Genomic DNA, 26154 nt, shown 5'->3' with positions numbered 1-26154 from the left:
TTCGGATCCTAGACCACAGGGTGAAGTAGATGCTGCAAGGCTATTCCCAACTGATTTTCGAGGGGGCTCTGGTGACGTTGGAGCTGGCCCTCAGTTCCGTGTTGCTGGCGGTGGTGATCGGCCTGATCGGCGCCGGTGGCAAACTGTCTCATAACCCCTTTATCTCCGGTCTGTTCGGCGCCTATACCACGCTGATCCGCGGCGTGCCCGATCTGGTGCTGATGCTGCTGATCTTTTACGGCCTGCAAATCGCGCTGAACAACATCACCACGCTGCTCGGCTTCTCGCAGATCGATATCGATCCGCTCGGCGCCGGTATCATTACCCTCGGCTTTATCTACGGTGCTTACTTCACTGAGACCTTCCGCGGCGCCTATCTGGCGGTGCCGAAAGGGCAGATCGAAGCGGCGACGGCCTACGGCTTCAGCGGCGCGCAGATCTTTCGGCGCATTCTGTTCCCGGCGATGATGCGTTTCGCTTTGCCGGGCATCGGCAACAACTGGCAGGTGATCCTGAAGGCGACGGCGCTGGTGTCGATCCTCGGCCTGAACGACGTGGTGAAAGCCACGCAGCTGGCGGGGAAAGGCACCTATCAGCCGTTCTTCTTCGCCATCGTGGCCGGCGTGGTGTACCTGATCTTCACTACCGTTTCCAACGGCGTGCTGCTGTGGCTTGAACGGCGTTACTCACTGGGCGTCAAGAGGGCCGAGCTATGATCGAGATTTTGCAACAGTATTGGCAGTCGCTGCTGTGGAGCGACGGCTACCGTTTCACTGGCGTGGCAGTCACGCTGTGGCTGCTGATCGCCTCGGTGGTGATGGGCGGGCTGCTGGCGATCCCGATGGCGGTGGCGCGCGTCTCTTCCCTTCGCTGGGTGCGTTTCCCGGTGTGGCTTTACACCTATGTGTTTCGCGGTACGCCGCTGTACGTGCAGCTGCTGGTGTTCTACTCCGGCATGTACAGCCTCGAGATCGTGCGCGGCACCGAGTTTCTTAATGCGTTTTTCCGCAGCGGGCTTAACTGCACCATCCTGGCGCTGACGCTCAACACCTGCGCCTATACCACCGAGATCTTCGCCGGGGCGATCCGCGCGGTGCCGCACGGTGAAATCGAGGCCGCCAACGCCTACGGTTTCTCGCGCTTCAAGATGTATCGCTGCATCATTTTGCCTTCGGCACTGCGCACCGCGTTGCCGGCTTACAGCAACGAAGTGATCCTGATGCTGCACTCCACCGCGCTGGCGTTTACCGCCACCGTGCCGGATCTGCTGAAGATCGCGCGCGACATCAACGCCGCGACCTACCAGCCGTTCTACGCTTTCGGCATCGCGGCGGTGCTGTACCTGATCATCTCCTACGTGTTAATCAGCCTGTTCCGCAAAGCTGAAAAACGCTGGATGGCACACGTTAGTCACTGATAAATGACGGGAAGAAAAACCATGTCTGAGAATAAATTAGCCGTCACGGAATTGCACAAACGCTATGGCGACCACGAAGTGCTGAAAGGCGTCTCGCTGGCGGCCAACGCCGGGGATGTGATCAGCATCATCGGCTCCTCTGGCTCCGGCAAAAGCACCTTTCTGCGCTGCATCAACTTCCTCGAGAAGCCGAGCGAAGGCTCGATCAGCCTGAACAACGAAGATATTCGCATGGTGCGCGACAAGGACGGCCAGCTGAAAGTGTTCGACAAGAAGCAGCTGCAGCTGCTGCGCACCCGCCTGACCATGGTGTTCCAGCACTTTAACCTGTGGAGCCATATGACGGTGCTGGAGAACGTGATGGAGGCGCCGGTGCAGGTGCTGGGGCTGAGCAAGGCCGACGCGCATGAGCGCGCGGTGCGTTACCTGGATAAAGTGGGCATCGACGAGCGGGCGCGCGGCAAGTACCCGGTGCACCTGTCGGGTGGCCAGCAGCAGCGCGTCTCCATTGCTCGCGCATTGGCGATGGAGCCGGAGGTGCTGCTGTTTGACGAACCGACGTCGGCGCTGGATCCCGAGCTGGTGGGCGAGGTGCTGCGCATCATGCAGAAGCTGGCGGAGGAGGGAAAAACCATGGTGGTGGTGACGCACGAAATGGAATTTGCGCGCCACGTTTCCAACCACGTGATCTTCCTGCACAAAGGGTTGATCGAAGAGCAGGGGCCGCCGGCCGAGCTGTTCGGCAACCCCAAAAGCCCGCGCCTGCAGCAGTTCCTGTCCGGCGCGTTGAAGTAACCTCAGATCAGCGGGCTTCGGCCCGCTGATTAATCACGTCATCCAATGCCTGTTCCAATTCCAGATAGCGGAAGTGGAAGCCGGCCTCTTCCAGGCGCTTCGGCACCGCCCGCTGCCCGCCGAGCACCAGCACCGCCGCTTCCCCCATCAACAGCCGCATGGCGAACGCCGGCACCCGCAGAAACGCCGGGCGATCGAGCACGTTGGCCAATTGGGCAGCGAACTGCTCGTTGTGCACCGGGTAGGGCGCGACCATGTTAAACGGGCCGCTCAGCGTGGCGTGATCCAGTAGATAAATAATGCCGTTGACCATGTCGTCGAGATGGATCCACGGCAGATATTGGCGACCGTCGCCGATCGGGCCGCCCAGCCCGAAGCGGAACGGCGGCAGCATTTTGGCCAGCGCGCCGCCCTGTGGCGCCAGCACCACGCCGGTGCGCAGCAGGCAGACGCGGGTGGCATCGCTTTGCGCCTGCAGCGCCAGCGTTTCCCAGCGTTGACACAGTTGGTGGGTGAATTCGTCGTGCGGTGGCTCCTCTTCGGTCACCACCGCCTGCCCCTGATCGCCGTAGTAGCCGACGGCGGAACCGGAAATCAACACACCGGGCGGCGTGCTGCCGGCCTTGATAAGCTGCGCCAATCGTTCGGTCAGATCCCAACGGCTGCGGCACAGGCGCTCTTTCTGCTGTGCGCTCCAGCGCTTGTCGGCGATAGGTTCGCCGGCCAGGTTGATCACCGCGTCGAATTCATCCAGCGACTGCCGGTCGTCCAGCGTTTGCCAATAGCTCGGCCGATCGCCCAGCCGGGCTCGGGCTCGCCGCTCGTCTCGGGTCAACACCGTAATGTGGTGAGAAAGCGCCAGCAGCCTGGCCGTCAGACTGCTGCCTATCAATCCCGTTGCGCCGGTGATCAGGATCCGCATGGTCGACCTCCCTGAGTTAGTCCCGGCGGTAGCTCATGGTCATGGAAACCGAATCGGCGTAGCGCAGGGCCAGAAGTTTATCTATCTCCACTTCAGCATAGGTTACCCAGGCGTGTTCTTTTACGATGTCGAGCACATCCTGCGTTAATTTTTCCAGCAACGCGAAACGGTTATCTTCCACATGGCGGATGATCGCTTTGGTGATGGTGCGGTAGTTGAGTGCATCGGCGATGTCTTCGCTGTTGCGCGCTTTGTCCGCCGGGTAGTGGATCACCACGTTGATCAGGACGTCCTGTCGGTTGTTGATTTCCTCTTCCTTGATACCGATGAACGTGCGCAGCCGCAGATTTTTAATGCGAATAACGGCGTCGGGTTGACTGAAAGACATCAGAGATTCTCCATAGGTCTGATTATTAGCGTTCAGAATACACGGAAAGTAAGGAAAAGATAACGAGGGGACGATGTGACTCCCCGGCCGACGGGGAGTCGGGGAAGGCGCTTAGCCTTGTTCGGCCAGTTTGTAGGCGCGCTCGGTCGCCGGGCGGTTGCTGATGCGCTCGAACCAGTTGCGCACCGCTGGGTAATCTGCCAGATCGATGCGTTGACGCGGATGCGATACGACCCACGGATAGGTGGCGATATCGGCGATGCTGTAGTTGTCGCCGCCCAGGTACGGGTGTTTTTGCAGTTCAGCTTCCAACACGCCGTACAGCCGCTTGGTCTCCAGATGGTAACGCTCGATGGCGTAAGGCACCGGCTGCGGCGCGTAGTGATTAAAGTGGTGATTCTGCCCGAGCATCGGCCCGAACCCCGCTACCTGCCAGAACAACCACTGTAGGGTCGCGGCGCGTTCGCGCAGGCCGGTGCTCAGCAGCTTGCCGGTCTTCTCCGCCAGATACAGCAGGATTTCCCCGGATTCGAACAGGCTGATTGGCGCGCCGCCGTCCACCGGTTGCTGATCGACGATCGCCGGGATTTTGTTGTTGGGAGAAATGCTCAGAAAGTCCGGTTTGAACTGGTCGCCGGCGCTGATGTTTACGCGATGGATACGGTAGGGTAAGCCGACCTCTTCCAAAAACAAGGTGATCTTGTGACCATTGGGAGTAGGCGCGTAATACAGGTCAATCATGTTGCCTCCTGCGGTAAGGTGATCTGTAATTCATTACACGTTGCTGCGGTCTTCGCCGCGCACAAAGGTATATCAGAGATCCAACAATAGCAGCTAAGGATAGCAGGCTATGTGGGATTCGTCCGATGCTATCTGCGCAGTTGGATCACAATTCTCCACCGGGGCGGGCGGCGGTTTGCCGTACGGCGCCGGCGCGGTAAAATGGCGCTTATTTCCCTCTATAGGACAAGGTTATGAAGCTGATGTTCGCCTCGGATATCCACGGATCGCTGCCGGCCACCGAACGCGTGCTGGAATTATTCGCACAACACGGCGCTGACTGGCTGATTCTTCTGGGTGATTTGCTGAATCACGGCCCGCGCAACGCGCTGCCGGCCGGCTATCAGCCCGCTCAGGTTGCCGAACGATTGAATCGCTATAGCGACAAGATCATCGCCGTTCGCGGCAATTGTGACAGCGAGGTCGATCAGATGCTGCTGACGTTTCCTATCGAGGCGCCGTGGCAACAGGTTCTACTGCAAAAAAGACGATTGTTTTTGACCCACGGTCACCTTTATCATCCTTCGGCACTGCCGCCGTTATCCCGCGGTGACGTCCTGGCCTACGGCCATACGCATCTGCCGCAGGCGGAGCGGCAGGGTGAGATCTATTGCTTCAATCCGGGCTCGGTCAGCATCCCGAAAGGGGGCTTCCCGGCTAGCTACGGCATGTTGGATCGGGGCACTTTGCGCGTGCTGACGCTCGACGACGGCAAGGTCGTCGCGGAGGTGGCGTTAACACGCTAAACGCACTAATTTATACACACACAATAAAAATCTTTGAAAAACACTCATTGATTAACCAGCGCGCGGGATGCATCGCGCCAAAATAGAAGGTTTTAGAGGATGGCGGAACAGGGTCAGGCTGCAGATACCGAATGGGTTGATATCGTCGACGAGCAAAACGAGGTGATTGCGCAATCCAGTCGTCAACAGATGCGGGCGGAGCGGCTGCGTCATCGTGCGACCTATATTGTGGTGCATGATGGGATGGGAAAAATTCTGGTGCAGCGTCGCACCGAGATTAAAGACTTCTACCCGGGCTGGTTGGACGCGACGGCGGGTGGCGTAGTGCAAAGCGGTGAAAACGTGCTGGATTCGGCGCGCCGCGAGGCGGAAGAAGAGCTGGGCATCGCCGGCGTGCCTTTCGCCGAGCACGGTCTGTTCTACTTCGAAGAAGATCAGTGCCGGGTGTGGGGCGCGCTGTTCAGCTGCGTGTCGCACGGCCCGTTCGCGCTGCAGGAAGAGGAAGTGGCCGAGGTGTGCTGGCTGACGCCGGAAGAGATCACCGCTCGCTGCGACGAGTTTACCCCGGATTCGCTGAAGGCGCTGTCGCTGTGGCTGACGCGCAACAACGAACAGGATTACGGTAAGCCGCTCGACAACCACTGAGGCGCCAACGCGTGAGAAAGCCGGTCATCGACCGGCTTTTTTTACGGTTCGGATTCAGCAGCTGTCGCGGCGGCACAGCGTGGCGGGCAGGGAGCCTGCCTGCTGCCAGGGCTGATCGTTCAGCCGTGCCAGCAGCGCCTGGCCGGCCTGAATGCCGATATCGCGATGCGGAATGGTCATGGTGGTCAGCGGCGGCTGGCACACCCGGCCGAACTCGCTGTTGCCGAACCCCACCACCGCCAGATTGTCCGGCACCTTGATGCGCCGCCGCTGGCATTCGTACAGTGCGCCGCCGGCCAGTTCGTCCGAGGCGCACACCAGCGCGTCCAGTTCCGGCCAGGCCAGCAAGAATTCCGGCAGCTGCTGCGCACCGGTGCTGAAGCTGGCGGGCTGCGCGGCGTTGATCACCCGATGCGGCGACATATGGTTGCGCAGCAGCGCCTTGTGCCAGCCCTGCAGGTGCTGCTGGAAAATCCACTGTTCCTGATTGGCGCACAGCAGCCCGATATTCTGATAGCCGCTGGCGATCACCGTTTGCGTCAGCTGATACATGGCCGCCACATAGTCGATGCCGATGCTCATATCGATCGGATCGGCGCGCACGGCGCCGATCTCCACCACCGGAATGTTGGCGGCGATCAACGCGTTGCGGGCGTTTTGCGAATGCTCGACGCTGAGCAGCACCGCCGCCGCGAGGTTGTAAGAGAGCAGCGTCTCCAGCAGCTTTTCTTCGCGCTCCAGGTGGTGCTGCGACTCCGCCAGCATGATGTGATAGCCGGCCGGCTGCAGCACTTTCTGCAGGCCGGCGAACATCTCGGCGCAGCCAGATTCGGACAGGCTGGGCACCACCATGGCGATGGTGTAGGACGAGGCCGACGCCAGCGAACTGGCTGCCAGATTGGGCAGGTAGCCCAGTTCGCTCACCGCGGCTTCAATCTTCTCGCGCAGTTTGTCTGAAACCTGCTCCGGCGTGCGCAGCGCGCGCGACACCGTCATGGTGCCGACGCCCGCCAGCTGCGCTACGTCAGCCAACGTCACCCTGCCTGTGCTGCGTCGTTTTTTACCGATCGACATGCCTAATCCCAACTGAAATGCGCGAGCGGCGCATAAAAATGGTGAGGGTGGGAAGCCGACGGCGCGGCTTCGACGATCCCCGTATGCGGCACATTCTACCCCGTTACCCGAAAGAGCGAGAAAAAATTGTGGTTAACGCCATGCCGCCACGCGGTGTTTTGATAGCGCTATCACAGATCCGCATGATAGCGCTTTGGTAGCGCTATCTTTGTGATATCCATCACTGTGTCGTCGAGAGGGGTTGATTAAAGTTTTACCGTCGTCGGTGAATTAATCACCGGCCGAAACCATCAACGTTTGGGAGGGTAATGTGCTGAAAGAGTGGCTGACCGCCGATCATATACAGCTGTGCGAACGGGTGGAGGACTGGCGCCAGGCGGTCACGCTGAGCGCGCAGCCGCTGCTGCAAGGCGGCGTGATTACGCCGAATTACCTGACGGCTATCTTTCATCAGCAGGAGAAGCTCGGCCCTTACTTCGTCCTGGCGCCGGGCATCGCCATGCCGCACGCCAGGCCGGAGGAGGGCGCCAACGCGCTGGGGCTGTCGCTGTTGAAGATCCATCAGGGCGTGAATTTCCATTCCGCGGATAACGATCCGGTTCAGGTGGTGGTGATGCTTTCGGCGCCCGACGGCAACAGCCACATTGAAATGATTTCGCAGTTGGCGGAATTATTTTCCGATAACTCGGCGATGGAGGCTTTATTTCACGCCACAGATAAACGGCAAATTGAGGAAATTATCGCCCGCTATTAACGTTTAATCACCAGGAACACGATTAATGCTAACAACGCCGGGAATATGACCGGCGGCGCTACCCTACACGCTAAATTCAACAGGTGGATATTATGAAAATCATGGCGATTTGCGGTTCCGGTCTCGGCAGCAGTTTTATGGTGGAAATGAACATTAAAAAAGTGCTGAAAAAGATGGGCGTGGAGGCCGAAGTCGAACACTCCGATCTGTCGTCCGCTACCCCCGGTGCCGCCGACGTGTTCGTGATGGCGAAAGACATCGCCGACAGCGCCAGCGTACCGGCCGAGCAGCTGGTGGTGATCAGCAACATCATCGACATTAATGAGCTGGAAGCCAAGCTGCGCGCTTACTTCGAAGCCCACTCAATCATCTAAATAAAACGATTGGCGAGGTGGATATGTTTATCCAGGAAACGCTTAAGTTTGTGGTGGATATATTAAAGGTGCCTTCGGTGCTGGTCGGGCTTATTGCGCTGATCGGTTTGCTGGCGCAAAAGAAATCGTTTTCCGACGTGGTGAAAGGCACGGTAAAAACTATTCTCGGCTTTATCGTTTTGGGCGGCGGTGCCACGGTATTGGTCGGATCGCTCAATCCGCTAGGCGGCATGTTCGAACATGCGTTCAATATTCAGGGCATCATCCCGAACAATGAAGCGATCGTCTCCATCGCGCTGGAGAAATACGGCGCCTCCACCGCGTTGATCATGGCGTTCGGCATGGTGGCGAACATCGTGGTGGCACGGTTCACCCGGCTGAAATACATCTTCCTGACCGGCCACCACACCTTCTACATGGCCTGCATGATCGGCATCATCCTGACGGTGGCGGGCTTCGAGGGCGTGCAGTTGGTGTTTACCGGTGCGCTGACCCTGGGGCTGGTGATGGCGTTCTTCCCGGCGATCGCCCAGCGTTATATGCGTCGGATCACCGGCAACGACGATATCGCCTTCGGCCACTTTGGCACCCTGGGCTACGTGCTGTCCGGCTGGATCGGCTCGAAGGTGGGTAAAAATTCGCGCTCGACCGAGGAAATGAACCTGCCGAAAAACCTCAGCTTCCTGCGCGACAGCTCCATTTCGATCTCGATGACCATGATCGTCATCTACCTGATCCTGGCGATCTGCGCCGGGCGGGCCTATGTGGAGAGCGAGCTCAGCGGCGGCCAGAATTACCTGGTGTATTCGATCATTCAGGCCATCACCTTCGCCGCCGGGGTGTTCATCATCCTGCAGGGCGTGCGCTTGATTCTGGCGGAAATCGTGCCGGCGTTCACCGGCTTCTCGGAAAAACTGGTGCCTAACGCGCGGCCGGCGCTGGATTGCCCGGTGGTCTATCCCTATGCCCCCAACGCGGTGCTGATCGGCTTCCTGTTCAGCTTCCTTGGCGGGTTGGCCGGGCTGTTCCTGCTGGGGCAGCTGAAAATGGTGTTGATCCTGCCCGGCGTGGTGCCGCATTTCTTCACCGGCGCTACCGCCGGGGTGTTCGGCAACGCCACCGGCGGGCGGCGCGGCGCGATGCTGGGCGCCTTCGCCAACGGGCTGCTGATCACCTTCCTGCCGGTGCTGCTGTTGCCGGTGCTGGGGGCGCTTGGCTTTGCCAACACCACCTTCTCCGACGCCGACTTCGGCGTGATCGGCATCCTGCTGGGCAACATGGCGCGCTTTATGTCGAAGGAGATGATCATGCTGGCGATCGTCGCCGTGTTCGCGCTGCTGGTGGCGCATAACTTCCTGGGAAAACGCAAAGGCGCGCCGGCCGCTGACCGCGTCGAGAAATAACGAGGCAGACTGATGAACGACACAACGAGCGAAACGGAAATTGAAGAGCTGCAGACCCTGGCGCGCGCGATCCGCCTGGAAACATTGAAGGCGTTGACCGGGCTGGGCTTCGGCCACTACGGCGGCTGCATGTCGGTGGTGGAGACGCTGGCGGTGCTGTACGGCAGCGTGATGCGTATCGATCCGGCGGATCCGGACTGGCCGGAGCGCGATGACTTCGTGCTGTCGAAAGGGCACGCCGGCCCGGCGCTGTACAGCACGCTGGCGATCAAGGGCTACTTCCCGCTGGCGGAGCTGAAGACCCTCAACCAGAACGGCACGCGTCTGCCTAGCCACCCGGACCGATTGCGCACGCGCGGCGTGGACGCCACCACCGGTTCACTGGGGCAGGGCGTGTCGATCGCCGCCGGCATGGCGTTATCCCATCGGCTGGCGGGGCGTCGTAACCGGGTGTTCAGCATCCTCGGCGACGGTGAGCTGAACGAAGGGCAGTGCTGGGAGGCGTTCCAGTTTATCGCCCACCACAACCTGAACAACCTGACGCTGTTCATCGATTACAACAAGCAACAGCTAGACGGTGCGCTGGACGAGGTGATCCAACCGTTCGATCTGGCCGCCAAGTTCCGCGCTTTCGGCTTTGAGGTGCAGACCATCAAGGGCGACGACATCGCGGCGCTGCTGGCGGCGGTGGCGCCGGCGCGCGGCGGTGAACAGCGGCCGCTGGCGATCGTGCTCGACAGCATCAAAGGGCAGGGCGTGACCTATCTGGAAAACCTGTCGAACTCACACCACCTGCGCCTGACGCCGGACGTGCAGCTGGAAATCGAAAAAGCCATCGCCGAACTGGAGGCCGCCCATGTTTAACGTAGTGATCCAGTTGGAAAACGACGCCGTCGAAATGCGCAAAGTCTATGCCGGTGCGGTGCGTCGGCAGATAGAAGCGGGCGCACCGATCATCGCGCTGGAGGCCGATTTGATGAGCTCGATGGCGATGGACGGCGTGCACAAGGATCACCCGCAGCACGTGATTAACTGCGGCATCATGGAGGCCAACGTGATCGGCGTCGCCGCCGGGCTGTCGCTCACCGGCAGGGTGCCGTTCGTGCATACCTTTACCGCCTTCGCCAGCCGCCGCTGTTTCGATCAGCTGTTCATGTCGCTGGATTATCAGCGCAACAACGTCAAGGTGATCGCCTCCGACGCCGGGGTGAGCGCCTGCCACAACGGCGGCACCCACATGTCGTTCGAGGACATGGGCATCGTGCGAGGGCTGGCGCACTCGGTGGTGCTGGAAGTGACCGACGCTACCATGTTCGCCGACATTCTGCGCCAGCTGATGGATCTACGCGGCTTCTACTGGGTGCGCACCATCCGCAAGCAGGCGACGCGCATTTACCAGGAAGGCTCGCGCTTTACCATCGGCAAGGGCAACCTGCTGCGCGACGGCGACGACATTACGCTGATTGCCAATGGCATCATGGTGGCGGAGGCGCTGAAGGCGGCGCAGATGCTGGCGCAGCAGGGCGTCAGCGCGGCAGTGATCGATATGTTCACCCTCAAGCCTATCGACCGTGAACTGATCAAAACCTACGCGGCCAAGACCGGACGCATCGTCACCTGTGAAAATCACAGCATTCATAACGGGCTGGGATCCGCAGTGGCGGAGGTGCTGGCGGAAGAGTGCCCGACGCCGATGCGGCGCGTGGGGGTGAAGGAGCGTTACGGCCAGGTGGGCACCCAGGCGTTTTTACAGCAGGAGTACGGCCTGACCGCCGAGCATATTCTGGAGGCTGCCGGGCAGTTGCTGGCGCGTTAGGGAACGCAAAAGAAAAGCGCCGGTCAATGACCGGCGCTTTTTTATCGCTCAACCTGAAGAATATCAGGCCTTGGCGGCGGCAGCGTCAGCCTGGGAAGACTGGATCGCCGTCAGCGCAACGGTGTAGACGATATCGTCAACCAGTGCGCCGCGCGACAGGTCGTTCACCGGCTTACGCATGCCTTGCAGCATAGGGCCGATGGAAACCAGGTCAGCGGAACGCTGTACCGCTTTGTAGGTGGTGTTGCCGGTGTTCAAATCCGGGAAGATGAAAACGGTCGCCTGGCCGGCTACCGGTGAGTTCGGCGCCTTGGACTTGGCAACGTCGGCCATGATGGCGGCGTCGTACTGCAGCGGGCCGTCGATGATCAGATCCGGGCGTTTTTCCTGCGCCAGACGGGTCGCTTCGCGCACTTTCTCGACGTCGCTGCCCGCACCGGAGTTACCGGTGGAGTAGGAGATCATCGCTACGCGCGGCTCGATGCCGAAGGCAGCGGCGGAATCCGCAGACTGGATGGCGATTTCAGACAGCTGCTCGGCGGTCGGATCCGGGTTGATCGCGCAGTCGCCGTAGACCAGTACCTGGTCAGGCAACAGCATGAAGAACACGGAGGACACCAGCGAGCTGCCCGGTGCGGTTTTGATCAGCTGCAACGGCGGACGGATGGTGTTGGCGGTGGTGTGAACCGCGCCGGAGACCAGACCGTCGACTTCGCCTTGTTCCAGCATCAGGGTGCCGAGCACCACGTTGTCTTCCAGCTGCTCGCGCGCGACCACTTCGGTCATGCCCTTGCTCTTGCGCAGCTCAACCAGACGCGGCACGTAGTTTTCACGTACGGCGACCGGATCGACGATTTCGATGCCTTTGCCCAGCTCAACGCCCTGCGCTGCCGCTACGCGCTGGATCTCGTCCGGATTGCCGAGCAGCACGCATTCCGCGATGCCGCGTTCGGCGCAGATGGCCGCCGCTTTTACGGTACGCGGCTCGTCGCCTTCCGGCAGCACGATGCGCTTGCCGGCTTTACGCGCCAGCTCGGTCAGTTCGTAACGGAACGCCGGTGGAGACAGGCGGCGTGAACGCTCAGAGGTGGCGGTCAGCGAGTCGATCCACTCGGTGTTGATGTGGCTGGCCACGTAGTTCTGCACTTTCTCGATGCGCTGGTGGTCGTCCGCCGGCACTTCGAGGTTGAAGCTCTGCAGGCTCAGCGAGGTTTGCCAGGTGTTGGTGTCAACCATGAACACCGGCAGGCCGGTTTGGAAGGCGCGTTCGCACAGCTTCTTGATCGGCTCGTCGATGGCGTAGCCGCCGGTCAGCAGGATGGCGCCGATTTCCACGCCGTTCATCGCCGCCAGGCAGGCGGAGACCAGCACGTCAGGACGGTCTGCGGAGGTCACCAGCAGAGAGCCTGGGCGGAAGTGTTCCAGCATGTGCGGGATGCTGCGCGCACAGAAGGTCACGGACTTCACGCGGCGGGTCATGATGTCGCCTTCGTTGACCACGCGGGCCTTCAGGTGGCGAGCCATGTCGATGGCGCGGGTGGCGATCAGATCGAAGCTCCACGGCACGCAGCCCAGAACCGGCAGCGGGCTGTTGGCGAACAGCTGCGCAGGATCGACGTGGGCGATGCTGGCTTTGGTGGAGTCGTCGAAGATTTCGGACAGGTCAGGACGGGTACGGCCCTGATCGTCGACCGGTGCGTTCAGCTTGTTGATGATAACGCCGGTGATGTTTTTGTTCTTGCTGCCGCCGAAGCTGGTGCGCGCCAGTTCGATGCGCTCTTTCAGCTGCGCCGGGGAGTCGTTGCCCAGCGCCAGCACGAAGACGATCTCGGCGTTCAGGGTTTTGGCGATCTCGTAGTTCAGCGCGTTGGCGAACTGGTGTTTGCGAGTCGGCACCAGGCCTTCGATCAGCACCACTTCCGCGTCTTTGGTGTTCTCGTGGTAACGCGCCACGATCTCTTCCATTAGCACGTCTTGCTGGTTGGAGCTCAGCAGGCCCTCAACGTAGTCCATGCGCAGCGGTTCGGCCGCCGTAATGGTGGAGTTGCTGCTGCGGATGATGGTGGTGGTCTGGTCGAGCGCGTTGTCGCCGGTGCGCGGTTGAGCGATAGGCTTGAACACGCTCAGACGAACGCCTTTTTGCTCCATGGAGCGGATGACACCCAGGCTGACGCTGGTCAGGCCGACGCTGGTGCCGGTGGGGATCAACATAATAGTACGTGACACAGAATAGTCCTCTTCACGATTAACATGAGGCTAAAACAACACCGTCAGCCTGGGCTGACGGTGTTTTGAGAGCATTACGCGGTCAGGCGGGATGCGTCCTGCGCGATGACCAACTCTTCGTTGGTCGGGATCACCAGCGCCAGGCGGCTGCCGTCTTTGGTGATGGCGCCGGATTTGCCGAAGCGAGCGGCCATGTTGCGGTCGTGGTCGATTTCGAAGCCCAGCAGGCCCAGTTTGTTCAGGGTCAGCTCACGCACCATGCCGGCGTTCTCGCCGATGCCGCCGGTGAAGATCACCGCGTCCAGACGGCCTTCCATCAGCGCGCTGTAGGCGCCGACGTATTTGGCCAGACGGTGGCAGAACACGTCCATGGCGCGTTTGGCGTCGGCTTTGCTGTCGTAGTTGTCTTCAACGTAACGGCAGTCGCTGGTGACTTCGGTCAGGCCCAGCAGGCCGGATTCTTTGGTCAGCATCTTGTTGATCTGGTCAACGCTCATGCCCAGAGAATCGTGCAGGTGGAAGATGATAGCCGGATCGATGTCACCGCTGCGGGTGCCCATCACCAGGCCTTCCAGCGGGGTCAGACCCATGGAGGTGTCAACGCACTGGCCGTTGCGCACTGCGGTGACGGAGCCGCCGTTGCCCAGGTGGCAAGTGATCACGTTCACTTCTTCTACCGGTTTGTTCAGCATCTTCGCGGCTTCTTGAGTCACGTAGAAGTGGCTGGTGCCGTGTGCGCCGTAGCGGCGAACGCCGTGGTCGCGGTACAGGCTGTACGGCAGGGCGTACAGGTAAGATTCTTCCGGCATAGTCTGGTGGAACGCGGTGTCGAACACGGCAACGTTCTTGTCGGCCAGGTTAGGGAAGGATTTCAGCGCTTCCGCGATGCCGATCAGGTGAGCTGGGTTGTGCAGTGGTGCAAACGGCACGGAATCTTTGATACCCTGCAGAACTTCGTCGTTGATCACGGCAGAAGCGGTGAACTTCTCGCCGCCGTGCACGATGCGGTGGCCGATAGCGGTCAGCTGCGCGGAAAGCTCTGGTTTTTGTGCCAGAATAGTATTAACAATGAAGTTCAGCGCTTCGCTGTGTGCAGCGCCGGCCCCCAGGGCAGCTTCGTGTTTGGCGCCGTCCATTTTCCACTTGATGCGAGCTTCAGGCAGGTGGAAACACTCGGCCAAACCGGAGAGGAATTCGTCGCCGTTAACGGCATCGATGATGGCGAATTTCAGAGAAGAACTGCCGCAGTTAAGAACCAGTACTAGCTTACTCGACATGGAAGTACCTACTTAAATAGTCGTGTTGTTAAAAGAAAATCGAACACACGTGGTGAATTAATCGTCAATCAGACAACAAGCGTAGCGCATAGTGCCGATGACATTTATGATTAACATCATGTGAAGTGCACAAATCACAGGATGATGGAAAAACCGATGATTTCTCTGCGGTTTAAATAATCTTGATTTTTATAGGGCTAAAAGTTGACAAAATTTACGTCATCTTCTACCGGCCACAAGGCCGGCTTAGGATACCGATAGCCCGGTGCAAACACAAAATAAATTTAAAGCTTCAAATTTTTTAGTATGGTCTCTGGCAGCACGCTTTTAGTTTCTTTACGTGACGTTGAGGTACGCAATGACGAGCAAACCGTCCGGTTCCGTAAGCTGGTTTCAGGTCTTCCAGCGCGGGCAGCATTATATGAAAACCTGGCCGTCAGACAAACGTCTGGCACCGGTCTTTCCGGAGAATCGCGTTGCGCGTGCCACCCGTTTCGCTATCCGTTTCATGCCGCCGTTGGCGATTTTCACGCTGACCTGGCAGATCGCGCTGGGCGGCCAGCTGGGCCCGGCGATCGCCACCGCGCTGTTCGCCTGCAGCCTGCCGATGCAGGGCTTGTGGTGGCTGGGGCGTCGTTCGGTCACGCCGCTGCCGCCGACGCTGCTGCAATGGTTCCATGAGGTGCGCAACAAGCTGACGGAAGCCGGGCAGGCGGTGGCGCCGCTCGAAGGCACGCCGACCTATCAGTCGTTGGCTGATTTGCTCAAGCGCGCCTTCAAGCAGCTGGACAAAACCTTCCTCGACGATCTGTAAATGAAAAAAGGCCGCGCTGATGCGGCCTTTCTCGTCAAAGCGGCAATAACCCCGGTTTAAATCAAAGAACGGTCGAGTTGTGATTTCCTGCGTTCTTGCGCTGTGCGATGCTCCCGCCATCACACAGAAATGAGGAAATCCTGATGGAAATGACCAACGCCCAGCGGCTGATCCTGTCGAACCAGTACAAGATGATGACCCTGCTCGATCCGGACAACGGCGACCGTTATCGCCGGTTGCAAACCATCGTCGAACGCGGCTTCGGTTTGCAAATGCGCGAACTGGATCGCGACTTCGGCGAACTGAGCGAAGAGGTGTGCCGCACCATCATCAACGTGATGGAGATGCACCATGCGCTGCAGGTTTCCTGGGGCAACCTGAAAGAGAAGCAGGATCTGGACGAGCGCCGCCTGGCGTTTCTCGGCTTCGACGCCGCTACCGAGGCGCGCTACCTGAGCTACGTGCGTTTCCTGGTCAGCACCGAGGGGCGTTATACTCACTTCGATTCCGGTAGCCACGGTTTTAACGCCCAGACCAAAATGTGGGAAAAGTACCAGCGTATGCTGGCGATCTGGCTGGCCTGTCCGCGCCAGTATCACTTGAGCGCCGTTGAGATAGCGCAAATCATCAATGCTTGATTAAGAAGAGGTTTTCTGTGGAGTGTAAGGGTTTTCTGTTCGATCTTGATGGCACCCTGGTGGATTCTCTGCCGGCGGTAGAGCGTGCCTGGACGCACTGGGCCGAGCGCCGCGGCGTCGATCCGCAAGCGGTGCTGGACTTCATTCACGGTAAACAGGCCATTACTTCTCTGCGCCACTTTATGCCGGGCGAAAGCGAAGCGGAAATTCAGCGCGAGTTCCAACTGCTGGAGCAGGTGGAAGCGCAGGATACCGACGGCGTTCGCGCGCTGCCGGGCGCCATCGCGCTGCTGGAGCGCCTGAACGCGCTCGGCATCCCTTGGGCGATCGTCACCTCCGGTTCGGTGCCGGTGGCCGGCGCTCGCCGCCAGGCCGGCGGTTTGCCGCAGCCGGCGGTGTTCATCACCGCCGAGCAGGTTAAACACGGTAAGCCACAGCCCGATGCCTACCTGCTGGGCGCCGAGCGCCTGGGGCTGGCGCCGCACGAGTGCGTGGTGGTTGAAGACGCGCCGGCCGGCATTCTTTCGGGTCTGGCTGCGGGCTGTCAGGTGATTGCGGTCAACGCCCCGACCGATGCGCCGAAGCTGGAGCAGGTCGACCTGCGGCTGGATTCGCTGGCGCAGATCGCCGTCGATAAAACGGCGCAGGGCGCGATCGTTCGCCGGCTGGCCTGAGTGGCATTATCTTCACCCTAATTGATTAGACCCCGCTTCGGCGGGGTTTTTTTATGCTATTTTTTAGACCTTTGGACATTTGCCGGATGAGGCCGTTTTGAACAGCGAATTACTGTGGGTGCTGAGTTTACTGCTGATTGCCATCGTGCTGTTTACCACCAACAAGCTGCGGATGGACGTGGTGGCGCTGTTGGTGATTATCGCCTTCGTGCTGAGCGGCACGCTCAGCCTGCAGGAAGCGACGGTCGGTTTCAGCGATCCCAACGTGATTTTGATCGCCGCGCTGTTCGTGATCGGCGAAGGGTTGGTGCGTACCGGCGTGGCCTATCAGGTGGGCGACTGGCTGGTGAAAGTGGCCGGCAGCAGCGAAACCAAAATGTTGATGCTGCTGATGGTGACGGTCGCCGGGCTGGGCGCGTTCATGAGCTCGACCGGCGTGGTGGCGATTTTTATCCCGGTGGTGCTCAGCGTGACGGCCAGAATGAAGATCGCGCCGGGGCGGCTGATGATGCCGCTCAGCTTCGCCGGGCTTATCAGCGGCATGATGACGCTGGTGGCCACGCCGCCCAACATGGTGGTCAACAGCGAACTGGTGCGGGAAGGCATCCATGGTTTCGGTTTCTTCAGCGTGACGCCCATTGGCCTGGTGGTGCTAGCGCTGGGCGTCGGCTACATGCTGATCGCCCGGCGTTGGCTGGGCAGCGGTGACACCGGCAAAGCCGGCGACGACTGGCAGCGTCGCACCTTCCGCGACCTGATCCGTGATTACAAGCTGACCGGCCGCGCGCGGCGGCTGGCTGTCCGCAGCGCTTCGCCGCTGATCGGACGTTCGCTGGATGAACTGCACCTGCGTGCGCGCTATGGTGCCAACGTGGTGGGCATCGAGCGCTGGAAACGCTTCCGGCGGGTGATGGTCAGCGCCTCCGGCAGCACCGAGCTGCGCGAGGGCGACGTCCTCTTGATCGACATGTCGGACAGCCAGGTCGATCTGCGCGAATTCTGCGGCGAGCAGCGGCTGGAGCCGATGGTGCTGCGCGGCGATTACTTCTCTGAACAGTCGCGCAACGTCGGCATGGCCGAAGTGTCGCTGATCCCGGACTCGGCGCTGCTGGGCAAAAGCCTGCGTGAAGCAGCGTTCCGCAGCCGCTACGATCTGAATGTGGTGGGCATCCGCCGCCACGGCGAGACTCTGAGCGGCAAGCTGGTGGACGAGCCGCTGGAGCTGGGCGACATTTTGCTGGTGATCGGCGACTGGAAGGCGATTCGTCAGCTGCAGGCCAAAACCCACGACTTTATCGTGCTCAACCTGCCGGCCGAAGTGGACGAAGTGGCGCCGGCCATCACCCAGGCGCCGCACGCGCTGTTTTGCCTGGCGTTGATGGTGGCGATGATGCTGACTGACGAAATCCCCAACCCGATCGCGGCGTTGATCGCCTGCCTGCTGATGGGCAAGTTCCGCTGTATCGACATGGAGAGCGCCTATAAATCGATCCATTGGCCGAGCATCATTTTGATCGTCGGCATGATGCCGTTCGCGCAGGCGCTGCAAAAGACCGGTGGGGTGGATCTGATCGTCCGCGGGCTGATGGACGTCGCCGGCGGCGCGGGGCCGCGCGTGATGCTGCTGTGCCTGTTCGTCTTGTGCGCCACCATTGGCCTGTTTATTTCCAATACCGCGACGGCGGTGCTGATGGCGCCGATCGCCATTGCCGCCGCGCGCGAAATGGGCGTCTCGCCATACCCGTTCGCGATGATTATCGCCATCGCCGCGTCCGCCGCCTTTATGACGCCGGTCTCTTCACCGGTCAACACGCTGGTGCTGGGGCCGGGCAATTACAAATTCGGCGATTTCGTGCGTCTCGGCGTGCCGTTCACCCTGTTGGTGATGGCGGTCAGCGTGATTGTGGTGCCGTGGCTCTACGGCTTTTAACGGCGCAGCGAGGCTGCGCCGGTGGGGTTACAGAGAGCTGTCGAGGCTGATTTCGTCCAATGACAGGCTGAAACTGGGAATGAACACGTCCATAAAGTAGTCCATTTCCGGGCTGCGGCGCTGTTCCAGGGTTTTATCCAGCCGCGCCTTGGCCAGGGTGAATTCATTGTTGCCGGCAGAGAGTTCCTCCAGACATTTCAGGTAGGCGCACAGCGCGTCTGCCTGCTTCACTACCTGCTTTTCATCTTCGCTGTAGTAGTGCTCATCGAGAATGGTGCGGAAATCGTTGCGCAGCTCAGCGGGGATCATGTCCAGCAGCTTTTGCTGGGCGATCTTTTCGATCTTCTTGTATTCATGGGCGATCTGCGGATTGTAGTACTTGATCGGCGTCGGCATGTCGCCGGTGATCACTTCGCTGGCGTCGTGATACATCGCTAACAGCGCAACGCGGTCGGCATTGAGGTTGCCGTTGAATTTGCGGTTCTTGATCACCGCCAACGCGTGGGCGACGAAAGCCACCTGCAGACTGTGTTCGGAGACGTTCTCGGTACGCACGTTGCGCATCAGTGGCCAGCGGTTGATCAGTTTCAGGCGGGACAGATGGGCGAAGAAATGGCTCTGGCTCATGGTGCTCTCTTTAACGGCAAGTGAGGGCCCCATTGTGAAGCAGTGACGGCGAATTTTGCAACCGGGCAATAAGAGAAGAGCGCAGCAAGGCGCTGCGCCCCAGGCGATTACTGGTGGTAACCTTCAAGGAAGCGGCCCAGCTTGCCGACCGCCATTTCCAGTTCGTCTACGCGCGGCAGGGTGACGATGCGCACGTGATCCGGGTAAGGCCAGTTGAACGCCGAACCTTGCACCAGCAGCACTTTTTCCTGTAGCAACAGATCCAGCACCAGCTTCTGGTCGTCGTGGATGTTGAAGCGTTTGGCATCGATGCGCGGGAACATGTACAACGCGCCCTGCGGCTTCACGCAAGAGACGCCCGGGATGTCGTTGAGCAATTCCCAGGTGCGGTTGCGTTGTTCGTACAGGCGGCCGCCGGGCTGAATGAATTCGCTGATGCTCTGATAACCGCCCAGCGCGGTCTGAATGGCGTGCTGCATCGGCACGTTGGCGCACAGGCGCATCGAAGCCAGCATCTCCAGCCCTTCGATATAGCCTTTGGCGTGCTTCTTCGGCCCGTTCAGCACCATCCAGCCCTGGCGGAAGCCCGCCACGCGGTAGGTTTTCGACAGGCCGTTGAAGGTCACGGTCAGCAGATCTGGCGCCAGTGCGGCGATCGAGTGGTGTTCGGCGTCGTCGTACAGGATCTTGTCGTAGATCTCGTCGGCGAAGATGATCAGGTTGTGTTGACGGGCGATCTCGACGATCTGTTCCAACAGCGCTTTGCTGTAAACCGCGCCGGTCGGGTTGTTTGGGTTGATGATCACGATACCGCGGGTGCGCGGGGTGATCTTGCTGATGATATCGTCCAGATCCGGGAACCAGCCGGCCTGCTCATCGCACAGGTAGTGCACGGCCTTGCCGCCGGACAGCGATACCGCAGCGGTCCACAGCGGATAGTCCGGCGCCGGTACCAGCATTTCGTCGCCGCTGTTGAGCAGCGCCTGCATGGATTGGACGATCAGCTCAGAGACGCCATTGCCAATGTAGATATCCTCAACGGTCACGTCACGCATGTTGCGCGCCTGATAGTGCTGCATGATCGCTTTACGCGCCGAGAAGAGGCCCTTGGAGTCGGAGTAGCCTTGCGCCGTGGGCAGATTGCGGATCACGTCGACCAGGATTTCGTCCGGGGCGTCGAAACCGAACGGGGCAGGGTTGCCGATGTTCAGTTTCAGGACTTTGTTGCCTTCTTCTTCAAGACGTTTAGCTTCTTTAAGCACCGGGCCGCGAATGTCATAGCAGACGTTGTCCAGTTTGCTGGATTTCTCAATGGGGGACATAAAAAGTTGAGCCTTTTGCTGGGATAGGGGCGCTCCTACCGTGGGACGCCGCAACCCGCCCAATGTACTCCTGGCGTAGTTGCTTTTGAAGGGTTTTGCACGCCTTTGGTGCAAATGCATGTCGTAACGGGGGATTTTAGTTATGATAAGCAAAGGTAAAGTTATTTTGTGGTTCATAATTTCATGAACTATAATTTTACTAGGGTTTTGTTCTGTTAAATCAAGCGTCGATAAACGAGACGTGCCGGCGATCGCGGCCGGCAGCAGTGAACTGATAAGCCGAAAGGGAGAATAGGCTTCAATAAACTGTAAAGGAACGATAATACCGGAGTAGTCTGATAGCGGGGTGTCGGTTCGCGCACCACACTAAGGAAAATGACATATTTACATTAGCTTTACTTTATATTTTACCTTAAGCATTGTTTATGTGGTTATAAGATTATTATTTAAAGCAAAAATCTTAATGATTGAATTTATTAAATTCATTGAGTAGTCACAAGAAGTCGGTACCGTTAATTATTTATCTTTTTTGCTCTGGAATGCAGTCTGAAGGCCGGTTGATAAGGGTTCTCAGTAGCACGAATGGAGTGGAAATTAGGCAGTATGAATGAGTAAAATCTCAGGTTCGGTGGGGGTTTTCCCTTTTCACCGGTATTCAGTCCCCCGCGTTCTATAAGCACCATCGATAGATCGCATTTTAAAAAGCGATAGAGGTAACGAATCATAAGTAATTTTTTTGCCCTCCACTTATGAGTGGGGTACTGTCATAACAGGCGCCGTCCTTTTCAACGGCGTCTGAGAAACACACCAGGGTAGTAGTTCGTAAATTAGAATTTAAAAAAGTGAAGAATACACTATGACAACTGCAAATCGTCCGATACTTAATCTCGACCTCGATCTGCTAAGAACCTTTGTTGCGGTTGCTGATTTGAATACCTTCGCCGCGGCGGCTGTTGCCGTTTGCCGTACTCAATCAGCCGTCAGTCAACAAATGCAGCGATTAGAGCAACTGGTCGGCAAAGAACTGTTTGCCCGCCATGGGCGCAACAAACTCCTGACTGAGCATGGTATTCAGCTTCTCGGTTATGCCAGGAAGATCCTGCGCTTTAACGACGAAGCCTGTACCTCGCTGATGTACAACAATATAAAAGGTGTTCTGACCATCGGTGCTTCCGACGACACCGCCGATACCATTCTGCCTTTCCTGTTGAACCGCGTGACTGCCATCTATCCGAAGCTGGCCATTGACGTGCGCGTAAAGCGCAGTACGACGATGGTCGATCTGCTGGAAGAGGGCGAGATCGATTTGGCGGTGACCACGGCCGATCCTGCCGGGCACCCGCACATCGTGCTGCGCACGTCGCCGACGCTGTGGTATTGCGCCGCCGATTATCACTATCAGGCCGGCGAACCGATCCCGCTGGTGGTAATGGATGAGCCAAGCCCGTTCCGCGCGCTGGCGATTAAACAGTTGGACGAAGCCGGTATTCCGTGGCGTATCGCCTACGTCGCCTCCACGCTGTCCGCGGTGCGGGCGGCCTGTAAAGCCGGCCTGGGCGTGACCGCACGGCCGATCGAGATGATGAGCCCCGATCTGCGGGTGCTGGGCGCGGTGGAAGGTTTGCCGCCGCTGCCGGATACCCAGTATGCGCTGTGCAAAAACGCGCAGTGCAGCAACGAGCTGGCGATGGCCATCTTCAGCGCGATGCAGGGCGGCAATGACGGCTATGGCTTCAACGGTGCGGAAGGCGGTCTCCAGAGCGATCAGGATGACGCCAGCCTGGTGGACGAAGAAGAATAACGTCGCGGCGCGATATCTGATGAAAAACCTCTGCTTCGGCGGAGGTTTTTTTTGCCCTTTTTTTACCTAAAAATTTATTTATATGTATTTGGCTTGTATTTTCAATTGAATTGGCTGTTTTGTTAACTTTTAAGCGTTAATGAAAAGAGAGTTTGGCCGGGTTTAATACGCTAAGTTCGTTTTTTGAGCAATAAGATTGAATGGGTTAAAGGCATGGTAATAGCAGGGGTATTTTGTTAGCTTATAGCGGCCGTTTTTGCGGCTCAATTTGAGGAAAATTGTTAAAGGGCCACACTTTTTTTGAGGATTTATGCTGAAAACGTGTCCTGGATCAAAAAAATACCCCTAGGTAGTGAGTGGAAGAACAGGGAATTCCTGAGACAATGGTATAGTAAAACTGAAATGTGCATGTTGGTTTATATCTATCTGTTTCTACACAAAAATTAACTGACACGATTTAGCCTGTCCCTGGCGCATCAAATGTTAATCAAATGATACGTATGTAAACTAGTGTGTAGATACTTTTGTCAAAGTTGACAAAAGGTTATAGAAAGGAGTAAAAAGCCCACAGAAAAACGCTGCCTAACTCGCTGTAAAAGCAGTTTGTTTGTGTGGTTATTTATCCTTCCCTTAAATCGATGTGGCGCACTAACTGCCGGTGACAAGAGCAGTGCGATCGACGCCACTTTTGATGAGTAAGCATAGAGTATGTCAACAACCACTGAAGTTATCGCTCATCACTGGGCGCTCGCCGTATTTCTCGTTGTGGCTATCGGGCTCTGCGGCTTAATGCTGCTGGGCGCGTTCTTCTTGGGCGGGAGAGCCCGGGCGCGCGCCAAACACACCCCGTTTGAATCAGGCATCGACTCGGTCGGCACGGCGCGCATGCGCTTGTCCGCCAAGTTCTACCTGGTGGCCATGTTCTTCGTTATTTTCGACGTTGAAGCCTTATACCTGTATGCCTGGTCGGTCTCGGTTCGCGAGAGCGGTTGGGTAGGCTTTATCGAAGCCGCCATTTTCATTTTGGTGCTATTGGCCGGTCTGGTTTATCTGGTGCGCATCGGCGCGTTGGATTGGACTCCGGCGCGTTCCCAACGCCGCAGCAAACCGAGCACGATCACTAACACCAACAGTCATCCGCAGTAACAGCGAGGCATTAAGATGGACTATACGCTCACCCGCATAGACCCGAACGGTGAGAACGACCGTTATCCCCTGCAAAAACAGGAGATCGTCGCCGATCCCCTGGAACAACAGGTCCACCGCACGGTTTACATGGGTAAACTCGAACATGCGCTGCATGACATGGTGAACTGGGGGCGTAAAAACTCTATTTGGCCGTATAACTTCGGCCTTTCGTGCTGTTACGTGGAGATGGTGACGTCGTTTACCGCCGTTCACGACGTGGCGCGTTTCGGTGCGGAAGTGTTGCGCGCCTCCCCGCGTCAGGCTGACCTGATGGTGGTGGCCGGTACCTGTTTCACCAAGATGGCCCCGGTCATCCAGCGCCTGTACGAGCAGATGCTGGAACCGAAGTGGGTGATCTCGATGGGCGCCTGCGCCAACTCCGGTGGTATGTACGACATCTATTCCGTGGTGCAGGGCGTGGACAAGTTCCTGCCGGTCGACGTGTACATTCCCGGCTGCCCACCGCGTCCGGAAGCCTACATGCAAGCGCTGATGTTGCTGCAGGAATCTATCGGCAAAGAACGTCGCCCGCTGTCGTGGGTTGTCGGCGATCAGGGCGTTTACCGCGCCAATATGCAGTCTGAAAGAGAGCGTAAACACGGCGAGCGCATCGCGGTGACCAACCTCCGGACGCCTGACGAGATTTAAGACGTTCATTTAACGTCCATCTTAGTGCGCTATTGGTTAACACAGCGAAAAGTGAAACTTGCGGCGAATAACCCTTTAGTGTGGTGAAAAAAAATTATGACAGATTTGACGACGCACGACGCCTTGCCTGCCTGGCAGACCCGAGATCACCTTGACGACCCGGTGATCGGCGAACTGCGCAACCGTTTTGGGCCGGAAGCCTTTACTGTTCAGGCCACCCGTACCGGCATGCCCGTGGTATGGGTTAAACCTGACCAGTTACTGGAAGTAATGACGTTCCTGAGAAAACAGCCGAAGCCGTATGTCATGCTGTTCGATCTGCATGGCGTGGACGAACGTCTTCGCACCCACCGCGACGGCCTGCCCGCTGCGGATTTCTCCGTTTTCTACCATCTGATTTCCATCGAGCGCAACCGCGACATCATGCTGAAGGTGGCGCTGTCTGAAAAAGACCTGCACGTGCCCACGGCGACCAAGGTATTCCCGAACGCCAACTGGTATGAGCGCGAAACCTGGGAAATGTTCGGCATCACCTTCGACGGCCACCCGCACCTGTCGCGCATCATGATGCCGCAGACCTGGGAAGGGCACCCGCTGCGCAAGGACTACCCGGCGCGCGCCACCGAATTCGATCCTTTCGTGCTGACCAAGCAGAAAGAAGATCTGGAGATGGAAGCGCTGACCTTCAAGCCGGAAGACTGGGGCATGAAGCGCGGCACCGAGAACGAAGACTTCATGTTCCTCAACCTCGGCCCGAACCACCCGTCTGCGCACGGTGCGTTCCGCATCATTCTGCAGCTGGACGGCGAAGAGATCGTCGACTGCGTGCCGGACATCGGTTATCACCACCGCGGCGCCGAGAAGATGGGCGAGCGTCAATCCTGGCACAGCTACATTCCGTACACCGACCGCATCGAGTATCTCGGCGGCTGCGTGAACGAAATGCCTTACGTGCTGGCGGTCGAGAAGCTGGCCGGTATTAAGGTGCCTGAGCGCGTCGACACTATCCGCGTGATGCTGTCCGAGCTGTTCCGTATCAACAGCCACCTGCTGTATATCTCCACCTTCATTCAGGACGTCGGCGCGATGACCCCGGTGTTCTTCGCCTTTACCGACCGTCAGAAAATCTACGATCTGGTGGAAGCGATTACCGGCTTCCGTATGCACCCGGCCTGGTTCCGCATCGGCGGCGTCGCGCACGATCTGCCGCGCGGTTGGGATCGCCTGCTGCGTGAATTCCTCGACTGGATGCCGAAACGTCTGGATTCTTACGTGAAAGCGGCGCTGAAGAACAGCATCCTGAAAGGCCGTTCCATCGGCGTAGCGTCTTACAACGCCAAGGAAGCGCTGGAGTGGGGTGTGACCGGTGCCGGCCTGCGTGCTACCGGCGTTGAGTTCGACGTGCGTAAATGGCGTCCTTACTCCGGCTATGAGAACTTCGACTTCGAAGTGCCAGTGGGCGACGGCAACAGCGACTGCTACACCCGCGTGATGCTGAAGGTGGAAGAGCTGCGCCAGAGCCTGCGCATCCTCGAACAGTGCCTGAACAACATGCCGGAAGGCCCGTTCAAGGCCGATCACCCGCTGACCACGCCGCCGCCGAAAGAGCGCACGCTGCAGCACATTGAAACGCTGATCACCCACTTCCTGCAGGTTTCCTGGGGCCCGGTGATGCCAGCCAACGAATCATTCCAGATGATTGAAGCCACCAAAGGGATCAACAGCTACTACCTGACCAGCGACGGCAGCACCATGAGCTACCGCACCCGGGTACGTACGCCGAGCTTTGCGCACCTGCAGCAGATCCCATCGGTCATCCGAGGCAGCCTGGTTTCCGACCTGATCGTCTATCTGGGTAGTATCGATTTTGTAATGTCAGATGTGGACCGCTAACT

The 26154-nt window shown here is 58.5% G+C and carries 26 protein-coding genes; 18 read left to right on the top strand and 8 right to left on the bottom strand.

Annotated features, from left to right (window positions below):
- Nucleotides 1–29: 29 nt before the first annotated feature.
- The 3 genes from ACJ8J4_RS08400 to hisP are packed head-to-tail and all read left to right on the top strand — an operon-like array spanning nucleotide 30 to nucleotide 2212.
- Nucleotides 30–716 (top strand): histidine ABC transporter permease HisQ, encoded by a 687-nt coding sequence (locus ACJ8J4_RS08400; protein WP_025303686.1) that lies wholly within the window; start codon nucleotides 30–32, stop codon nucleotides 714–716.
- Nucleotides 713–1417: an ABC transporter permease gene (locus ACJ8J4_RS08395; protein WP_025303685.1), complete on the top strand. Its 705-nt coding sequence runs from the start codon at nucleotides 713–715 to the stop codon at nucleotides 1415–1417. The genes ACJ8J4_RS08400 and ACJ8J4_RS08395 overlap by 4 nt, the downstream gene beginning before the upstream one ends.
- A 21-nt stretch (nucleotides 1418–1438) precedes the next feature.
- Nucleotides 1439–2212: a histidine ABC transporter ATP-binding protein HisP gene (gene hisP, locus ACJ8J4_RS08390; protein WP_004936098.1), complete on the top strand. Its 774-nt coding sequence runs from the start codon at nucleotides 1439–1441 to the stop codon at nucleotides 2210–2212.
- 7 nt (nucleotides 2213–2219) lie between these two features.
- Here the strand turns inward: hisP and ACJ8J4_RS08385 are convergent, their stop codons facing one another.
- The 3 genes from ACJ8J4_RS08385 to yfcG all read right to left on the bottom strand — a co-directional run bounded on the left by ACJ8J4_RS08385 (nucleotide 2220) and on the right by yfcG (nucleotide 4263).
- Nucleotides 2220–3134, bottom strand: coding sequence for a TIGR01777 family oxidoreductase (locus ACJ8J4_RS08385; RefSeq protein ID WP_025303683.1), 915 nt, complete (start codon nucleotides 3132–3134; stop codon nucleotides 2220–2222).
- Nucleotides 3135–3150: 16 nt separating this feature from the next.
- Nucleotides 3151–3522 (bottom strand): dihydroneopterin triphosphate 2'-epimerase, encoded by a 372-nt coding sequence (folX, locus tag ACJ8J4_RS08380; RefSeq protein ID WP_025303682.1) that lies wholly within the window; start codon nucleotides 3520–3522, stop codon nucleotides 3151–3153.
- 111 nt (nucleotides 3523–3633) lie between these two features.
- Entirely contained in the window at nucleotides 3634–4263 is a 630-nt protein-coding gene (gene yfcG, locus ACJ8J4_RS08375) for a GSH-dependent disulfide bond oxidoreductase (RefSeq protein WP_043140104.1), read from the bottom strand.
- A gap of 233 nt (nucleotides 4264–4496) precedes the next feature.
- On the opposite strand from yfcG, the gene yfcE reads away from it, so the two are divergent.
- Nucleotides 4497–5048 carry a phosphodiesterase gene (yfcE, locus tag ACJ8J4_RS08370; protein ID WP_025303680.1) on the top strand — a complete coding sequence of 184 codons (552 nt, stop codon included), beginning with the start codon at nucleotides 4497–4499 and terminating at the stop codon, nucleotides 5046–5048.
- Between the two features lie 99 nt (nucleotides 5049–5147).
- Nucleotides 5148–5693, top strand: coding sequence for an NUDIX hydrolase YfcD (yfcD, locus tag ACJ8J4_RS08365; RefSeq protein WP_025303679.1), 546 nt, complete (start codon nucleotides 5148–5150; stop codon nucleotides 5691–5693).
- 54 nt (nucleotides 5694–5747) lie between these two features.
- On the opposite strand, the gene ACJ8J4_RS08360 is transcribed toward yfcD, so the two are convergent.
- On the bottom strand, nucleotides 5748–6767 hold the full coding sequence (locus ACJ8J4_RS08360) for a LacI family DNA-binding transcriptional regulator (protein WP_151428807.1): 1020 nt from the start codon (nucleotides 6765–6767) through the stop codon (nucleotides 5748–5750).
- A 310-nt stretch (nucleotides 6768–7077) separates the two neighbouring features.
- Here ACJ8J4_RS08360 and ACJ8J4_RS08355 point away from each other — a divergent pair, with 310 nt between their 5' ends.
- The 5 genes from ACJ8J4_RS08355 to ACJ8J4_RS08335 all read left to right on the top strand — a co-directional run bounded on the left by ACJ8J4_RS08355 (nucleotide 7078) and on the right by ACJ8J4_RS08335 (nucleotide 11114).
- Nucleotides 7078–7521 carry a PTS sugar transporter subunit IIA gene (locus ACJ8J4_RS08355; RefSeq protein ID WP_049207320.1) on the top strand — a complete coding sequence of 148 codons (444 nt, stop codon included), beginning with the start codon at nucleotides 7078–7080 and terminating at the stop codon, nucleotides 7519–7521.
- Between the two features lie 92 nt (nucleotides 7522–7613).
- The gene (locus ACJ8J4_RS08350; protein WP_025303676.1) at nucleotides 7614–7895 is read left to right on the top strand and encodes a PTS sugar transporter subunit IIB; all 282 of its coding nucleotides are present in this window, start codon (nucleotides 7614–7616) and stop codon (nucleotides 7893–7895) included.
- Between the two features lie 23 nt (nucleotides 7896–7918).
- Complete coding sequence (locus tag ACJ8J4_RS08345; protein WP_043140091.1) at nucleotides 7919–9298, top strand: PTS ascorbate transporter subunit IIC; 1380 nt, start codon at nucleotides 7919–7921, stop codon at nucleotides 9296–9298.
- Nucleotides 9299–9310: 12 nt separating this feature from the next.
- Complete coding sequence (locus ACJ8J4_RS08340; protein WP_049207319.1) at nucleotides 9311–10162, top strand: transketolase; 852 nt, start codon at nucleotides 9311–9313, stop codon at nucleotides 10160–10162.
- Entirely contained in the window at nucleotides 10155–11114 is a 960-nt protein-coding gene (locus ACJ8J4_RS08335) for a transketolase family protein (RefSeq protein ID WP_264383666.1), read from the top strand. The genes ACJ8J4_RS08340 and ACJ8J4_RS08335 overlap by 8 nt, the downstream gene beginning before the upstream one ends.
- Before the next feature lie 63 nt (nucleotides 11115–11177).
- Here ACJ8J4_RS08335 and pta read toward each other — a convergent pair whose 3' ends face one another.
- Together pta and ackA are read right to left on the bottom strand one after the other, a co-directional pair.
- The gene (pta, locus tag ACJ8J4_RS08330; RefSeq protein WP_043140081.1) at nucleotides 11178–13340 is read right to left on the bottom strand and encodes a phosphate acetyltransferase; all 2163 of its coding nucleotides are present in this window, start codon (nucleotides 13338–13340) and stop codon (nucleotides 11178–11180) included.
- Between the two features lie 74 nt (nucleotides 13341–13414).
- Complete coding sequence (ackA, locus tag ACJ8J4_RS08325) at nucleotides 13415–14617, bottom strand: acetate kinase (protein WP_025303669.1); 1203 nt, start codon at nucleotides 14615–14617, stop codon at nucleotides 13415–13417.
- 358 nt (nucleotides 14618–14975) lie between these two features.
- On the opposite strand from ackA, the gene yfbV reads away from it, so the two are divergent.
- The 4 genes from yfbV (at nucleotide 14976) to ACJ8J4_RS08305 (ending at nucleotide 18673) form a co-directional block, all read left to right on the top strand.
- The gene (gene yfbV / locus ACJ8J4_RS08320; RefSeq protein WP_025303668.1) at nucleotides 14976–15431 is read left to right on the top strand and encodes a terminus macrodomain insulation protein YfbV; all 456 of its coding nucleotides are present in this window, start codon (nucleotides 14976–14978) and stop codon (nucleotides 15429–15431) included.
- 143 nt (nucleotides 15432–15574) lie between these two features.
- Nucleotides 15575–16069 carry a YfbU family protein gene (locus tag ACJ8J4_RS08315; RefSeq protein ID WP_016926898.1) on the top strand — a complete coding sequence of 165 codons (495 nt, stop codon included), beginning with the start codon at nucleotides 15575–15577 and terminating at the stop codon, nucleotides 16067–16069.
- Between the two features lie 17 nt (nucleotides 16070–16086).
- Nucleotides 16087–16743, top strand: coding sequence for a sugar phosphatase (locus tag ACJ8J4_RS08310; protein ID WP_197824142.1), 657 nt, complete (start codon nucleotides 16087–16089; stop codon nucleotides 16741–16743).
- Between the two features lie 79 nt (nucleotides 16744–16822).
- Nucleotides 16823–18673 (top strand): SLC13 family permease, encoded by a 1851-nt coding sequence (locus ACJ8J4_RS08305; protein WP_072008257.1) that lies wholly within the window; start codon nucleotides 16823–16825, stop codon nucleotides 18671–18673.
- A 27-nt stretch (nucleotides 18674–18700) separates the two neighbouring features.
- On the opposite strand, the gene yfbR is transcribed toward ACJ8J4_RS08305, so the two are convergent.
- Both yfbR and ACJ8J4_RS08295 read right to left on the bottom strand, forming a co-directional pair.
- On the bottom strand, nucleotides 18701–19300 hold the full coding sequence (yfbR, locus tag ACJ8J4_RS08300) for a 5'-deoxynucleotidase (RefSeq protein ID WP_025303666.1): 600 nt from the start codon (nucleotides 19298–19300) through the stop codon (nucleotides 18701–18703).
- 107 nt (nucleotides 19301–19407) lie between these two features.
- On the bottom strand, nucleotides 19408–20622 hold the full coding sequence (locus ACJ8J4_RS08295) for a pyridoxal phosphate-dependent aminotransferase (RefSeq protein WP_025303665.1): 1215 nt from the start codon (nucleotides 20620–20622) through the stop codon (nucleotides 19408–19410).
- Between the two features lie 856 nt (nucleotides 20623–21478).
- Between ACJ8J4_RS08295 and lrhA the strand changes: the two genes are divergently transcribed.
- From lrhA to nuoC, 4 genes are all read left to right on the top strand, one after another.
- Entirely contained in the window at nucleotides 21479–22423 is a 945-nt protein-coding gene (lrhA, locus tag ACJ8J4_RS08290; RefSeq protein ID WP_025303664.1) for a transcriptional regulator LrhA, read from the top strand.
- A gap of 708 nt (nucleotides 22424–23131) precedes the next feature.
- Complete coding sequence (nuoA, locus tag ACJ8J4_RS08285) at nucleotides 23132–23569, top strand: NADH-quinone oxidoreductase subunit NuoA (RefSeq protein WP_025303663.1); 438 nt, start codon at nucleotides 23132–23134, stop codon at nucleotides 23567–23569.
- A 15-nt stretch (nucleotides 23570–23584) separates the two neighbouring features.
- On the top strand, nucleotides 23585–24259 hold the full coding sequence (locus ACJ8J4_RS08280) for a NuoB/complex I 20 kDa subunit family protein (RefSeq protein ID WP_004936039.1): 675 nt from the start codon (nucleotides 23585–23587) through the stop codon (nucleotides 24257–24259).
- Nucleotides 24260–24355: 96 nt separating this feature from the next.
- On the top strand, nucleotides 24356–26152 hold the full coding sequence (nuoC, locus tag ACJ8J4_RS08275; RefSeq protein ID WP_025303662.1) for an NADH-quinone oxidoreductase subunit C/D: 1797 nt from the start codon (nucleotides 24356–24358) through the stop codon (nucleotides 26150–26152).
- The last annotated feature ends 2 nt before the right edge of the window (nucleotides 26153–26154 follow it).

The organism is Serratia sp. CY47280 (assembly GCF_052168655.1).
GTDB lineage: Bacteria > Pseudomonadota > Gammaproteobacteria > Enterobacterales > Enterobacteriaceae > Serratia > Serratia bockelmannii.
Note: the sequence above shows the minus strand (reverse complement) of the source record. Positions and strands in the feature narration are given on the sequence as shown.